Source organism: Planktothrix sp., from assembly GCF_046067725.1.
Classification (GTDB): Bacteria; Cyanobacteriota; Cyanobacteriia; order Cyanobacteriales; family Microcoleaceae; genus Planktothrix.
In genome coordinates this window covers 1-3,476 of the sequence record NZ_JBJUDF010000072.1, presented here as the reverse complement: position 1 = coordinate 3,476, position 3,476 = coordinate 1, and the positions used below count along the sequence as shown (strand labels likewise).

5 protein-coding genes are annotated in these 3,476 nt (G+C 38.3%); all 5 read left to right on the top strand.

Going from position 1 to position 3,476, the window contains the following annotated elements; all coding sequences use genetic code 11:
- Window positions 1–112: 112 nt before the first annotated feature.
- Window positions 113–787 (top strand): DUF305 domain-containing protein, encoded by a 675-nt coding sequence (locus tag ACKPEB_RS04140; RefSeq protein WP_408963556.1) that lies wholly within the window; start codon window positions 113–115, stop codon window positions 785–787.
- Window positions 788–984: 197 nt separating this feature from the next.
- A complete protein-coding gene (locus ACKPEB_RS04135; protein ID WP_408963555.1) occupies window positions 985–1,380 on the top strand; it encodes a phosphomannose isomerase type II C-terminal cupin domain in 396 nt (131 codons plus the stop codon).
- A 72-nt stretch (window positions 1,381–1,452) separates the two neighbouring features.
- Window positions 1,453–1,968 (top strand): adenine phosphoribosyltransferase, encoded by a 516-nt coding sequence (locus ACKPEB_RS04130; RefSeq protein WP_408963554.1) that lies wholly within the window; start codon window positions 1,453–1,455, stop codon window positions 1,966–1,968.
- Window positions 1,969–2,025: 57 nt separating this feature from the next.
- Window positions 2,026–3,015 carry an ABC transporter permease gene (locus ACKPEB_RS04125; RefSeq protein WP_408963553.1) on the top strand — a complete coding sequence of 330 codons (990 nt, stop codon included), beginning with the start codon at window positions 2,026–2,028 and terminating at the stop codon, window positions 3,013–3,015.
- Window positions 3,016–3,068: 53 nt separating this feature from the next.
- Entirely contained in the window at window positions 3,069–3,344 is a 276-nt protein-coding gene (locus ACKPEB_RS04120; RefSeq protein WP_408963552.1) for a hypothetical protein, read from the top strand.
- Window positions 3,345–3,476: the final 132 nt, after the last annotated feature.

The following is a 3,476-nucleotide window of genomic DNA, read 5'->3' as shown; positions in this document are numbered from 1 at the left end:
CCTCCATTTCATTTTTTCATGCCAAACTAAAAGTTAGGCGTTATCTATTAGATTCACTCTAATTCTATTTTACCCGATTCACGTTTCTGTTTTTTATTTTCATCTCAAAACTATGAAATTCAACCGTTATTTTCTATTCTCTCTTCTCGGAATTTCGGTAACTTTAAGTTTAGGAGCTTGTACAACCTTTCAATCCCAATCTCAACCAACGGCTTCTGAAACTGCGGTTCCTGTTAGTTCGCAAACCCCCTTGGCTCAAAAGAATACGATGTCAGCACATCACGGGATGATGGATTTAGGCCCTGCTGATGCTGAATATGATTTACGCTTTATTGATGCGATGATTCCTCACCATCAAGGAGCAATTAATATGGCTAAACAGGTACTTCAAAATTCCACTCGTCCTCAACTGAAAAAATTAGCAGAAGAGATAATTCAAGCACAGGAAAAAGAAATTGCTCAGATGCAGGAATGGCGGAAAACATGGTATCCTGATGCCAAAGAAGCGATCGCTTATCATGCTGCAATGGGTCATAGTATGCCCATGTCTTCTGAACAGATGGACTCTATGATGATGACCGTTGATTTAGGAGCGGCTGATTCCGGTTTTGATCAACGATTTATCAACGCGATGATTCCTCACCATGAAGGAGCATTAATCATGGCAAAAGATGCTCAAACGAAATCCAAACGTTCGGAAATTCAACAACTTGCTCAAGCTATTTTAACTTCTCAAGAGGCAGAAATTAAGTTGATGCAGCAATGGTTCAATCAAGGGTTTAAATAATCGATTTAGGGAAAAGGGAATCAACAATTAGTTAGCATTGATCTGAATTGGTAGCTTTTGGTAAATCTTTTAAGAATATTCTTAAATTTTCTCAATTGTTATTGAATTTATGATCTGGATTTGATAAAATTGAGAAGGGATTTTTAACCCATGATTAGGTTATAAAAATTTGTGTTCTTTGATACTGACAAACCCTTATGAGCAAGGATAAAACTGAACCAATGGCTATTTCTGAAGAAATCACAACTCGCACGCCGCCTTGGGGTCAGGTGAGTTTACTCGAACAAGGCGATCGCTACCGGATTAATCGAATTGTTGTCAATCCGGGTTATCATATTAGTACCCAAATGCACTATCATCGCAGTGAACATTGGATTGTAGTGGCAGGAACCGCTAAAGTGATTTGTGGTGGCGAGGAAACCTTATTGCTTCCCAAACAATCTACTTATGTTCCGATGAATACTCCCCACCGTGTTGAAAATCCTGGGGTAATTCCTTTAGTGATGATCGAAGTGCAAAATGGAGAATATTTAGGGGATGATGATATTATTCGTTTTCCTGAAGAAGATGCCAAACGCAACAGGAAAAAATAACTCGACAGAAAGCACAGAATGAGAGACAATTTTCCTGAGTTGATTCAATTTTTGATTAAGGTTAAAATACTCATGGATTTAAAGTCTCTCATTCGGGAAATTCCCGATTTTCCCAAACCGGGAATTTTATTTCGAGATATTACCACGCTGTTACAAGATCCCCAAGGACTACGATACACCATTGATTGTTTAACGAAAAAATGTCGTCCTTTGTCTCCTGACTATATTCTCGGTATGGAGTCGAGGGGATTTTTATTTGGAATGCCTTTAGCTTATCAATTAGATGTGGGGTTTGTTCCTGTTCGTAAACCTAAAAAATTACCCGCCGCCGTCTATCGGGCTGAATATGAATTAGAATATGGCACGGATTGTTTAGAAATGCACCAAGATGCGATTTCATCAGGACATCGAGTGTTAATTGTAGATGATTTAATTGCTACAGGTGGGACAGCCAAAGCGACGGCTGAATTAGTTCAACAAGCGGGAGCGACCGTTGCGGGTTTTTGTTTTGTCGTGGAACTCACGGGTTTAAACGGTCGGGAACAATTGCCCGATGTTCCGGTAATTAGTTTGTTACAATACGATTAATTTTTATCGGTTTTCCGTGAAATTATTTGTTGGTTATTCAAGGGGAAAATCCAGATCATGAGTGAAACCGTTGTCTATATTGGTAAGCGATTATTACAAGCCATTTTAACGCTATTTTTAGCCTCCGCTTTATGTTTTACCATTACTCAACTTGCCCCTGGAGATTATTTAGATAACCTCTCGAATAATCCTCAAATTTCACCGGAAACCTTAAAGCAATTGCAACAACAATTCCGCCTGGATCAATCGGCTTGGGAACAATATTGGTATTGGTTAGGACAAATTGTTGGTTACGGCAATTTTGGCTATAGTTTTGCTAATCAACGGTCGGTTACGTCTTTACTTTTAGAACGGGTTCCCGCAACCTTATTATTAGCTATTTTATCCTTAATGATTACTTGGGCGATCGGGATTCCATTAGGAATTGTTGGGGCGGTTCATCAAAACCGTTTTATTGACCGATTTCTACAAGTGATTAGTTACACCGGACAAGGATTTCCCAGTTTCATCACCGCTTTATTATTATTGTTTCTTGCTCAAAAAACTTCCCCCTTATTTCCCGTTGGTGGGATGACGAGTATTAATTATCCTGATTTATCTCCTTTGGGAAAAATTGCTGATATTGCTTGGCATAGTATTTTACCAACATTAGCTTTAAGTATTACCAGTTTTGCGGGATTACAACGGTTAATGCGAGGACAACTTTTAGATGTTTTACGCCAAGATTATATTCAAACCGCAAGGGCAAAAGGACTCCCAGAAAATCGAGTCATTTATATTCATGCTCTCCGCAATGCCGTTAACCCGTTAATTACTTTATTAGGGTTTGAATTTGCCAGTTTATTAGGCGGTGCTTTTATTGCTGAAACCTTTTTTAATTGGCCGGGATTAGGTAAATTAGTTTTACAAGCGGTACAACAACAAGATTTATATTTAGTGATGGCTAGTTTAATGATGGGGGCAGTGATGTTAATTGTTGGTAATTTATTAGCGGATTTACTCTTAAAAGCCGTTGACCCTCGAATTAAATTAGAAGATTTACGCTAAAATTTGATAAAAAAAGGTTGAATTAGAGTTAAAATATTCAGGATTGTGTTAAAATGTTTTCAGAAGTTTATTATATTCTTCGAGTTAGAACCGATGGACGTTATGTAACTGCCCGTCCTGATCCTGATCGCCCATCCGCTTATTTATTATTATTTTCTGAACAATTTGATGCCCTCGGTTATTTAAACAAACACGCCGGAGACTTAAAAGAGCAGTTTGCTGTAGAATCAATTACTGGTTCTCAAATTAAACCGATTTTACAGCGTTGGGGTTTTGCGGGCATTGGCATGATTAAAGATCCCCTCTTACCTCATATTGAATTTATCTAAGATCTCGGTTTGAAGACTCCCGTTACACCCTTTGGGTTAACGGTGAGATGAAAAACCGAGCAACATACCCAGCGTAGCACGATATTTTAACACTTTGCACAAAAACAGAAACTTGTGTTAGATTAGGTTTAG

Coding starts and splice junctions, on each gene's coding strand:
- ACKPEB_RS04125 (WP_408963553.1), top strand. CDS start 2,026: ATGAGTGAAACCGTTGTCTATATTGGTAAGCGATTATTACAAGCCATT.
- ACKPEB_RS04140 (WP_408963556.1), top strand. CDS start 113: ATGAAATTCAACCGTTATTTTCTATTCTCTCTTCTCGGAATTTCGGTA.
- ACKPEB_RS04120 (WP_408963552.1), top strand. CDS start 3,069: ATGTTTTCAGAAGTTTATTATATTCTTCGAGTTAGAACCGATGGACGT.
- ACKPEB_RS04130 (WP_408963554.1), top strand. CDS start 1,453: ATGGATTTAAAGTCTCTCATTCGGGAAATTCCCGATTTTCCCAAACCG.
- ACKPEB_RS04135 (WP_408963555.1), top strand. CDS start 985: ATGAGCAAGGATAAAACTGAACCAATGGCTATTTCTGAAGAAATCACA.